At 43.3% G+C, this 275-nt stretch carries 1 pseudogene; it reads right to left on the bottom strand.

The features are described 5' to 3' along the window. Window positions 1-275 (bottom strand): annotated as a pseudogene (locus tag AAEZ09_RS28215) (16S rRNA (cytosine(967)-C(5))-methyltransferase RsmB); the annotation flags it as partial.

The following is a 275-nucleotide window of genomic DNA, read 5'->3' on the forward strand; positions in this document are numbered from 1 at the left end:
CAGCTATACGTTCCATTTTAGCTAAATAGAAACCATCAAATCCACGTTCTGAAACCAAGATGTTTTCATCCTCGATAAGCGTAAACTGCGGGTTTTCAGCGAGAAACGCATCGATTTGATGACGGTTTTCTTCTGGCATAATAGAGCATGTCGCATAAATGAGCATTCCGCCAACTTTGACCATACGGCAGTAACTCTGCAAAATATGCTTTTGCAATTCAACCAGCACCGGCAAACGCTCCGGCGTATCACGCCATTTAGAATCAGGATTACGT

Origin of the sequence: Pseudomonas sp. 65/3-MNA-CIBAN-0223, assembly GCF_040310425.1 — a bacterium.
GTDB classification, from domain to species: Bacteria; Pseudomonadota; Gammaproteobacteria; order Pseudomonadales; family Pseudomonadaceae; genus Aquipseudomonas; species Aquipseudomonas gregormendelii.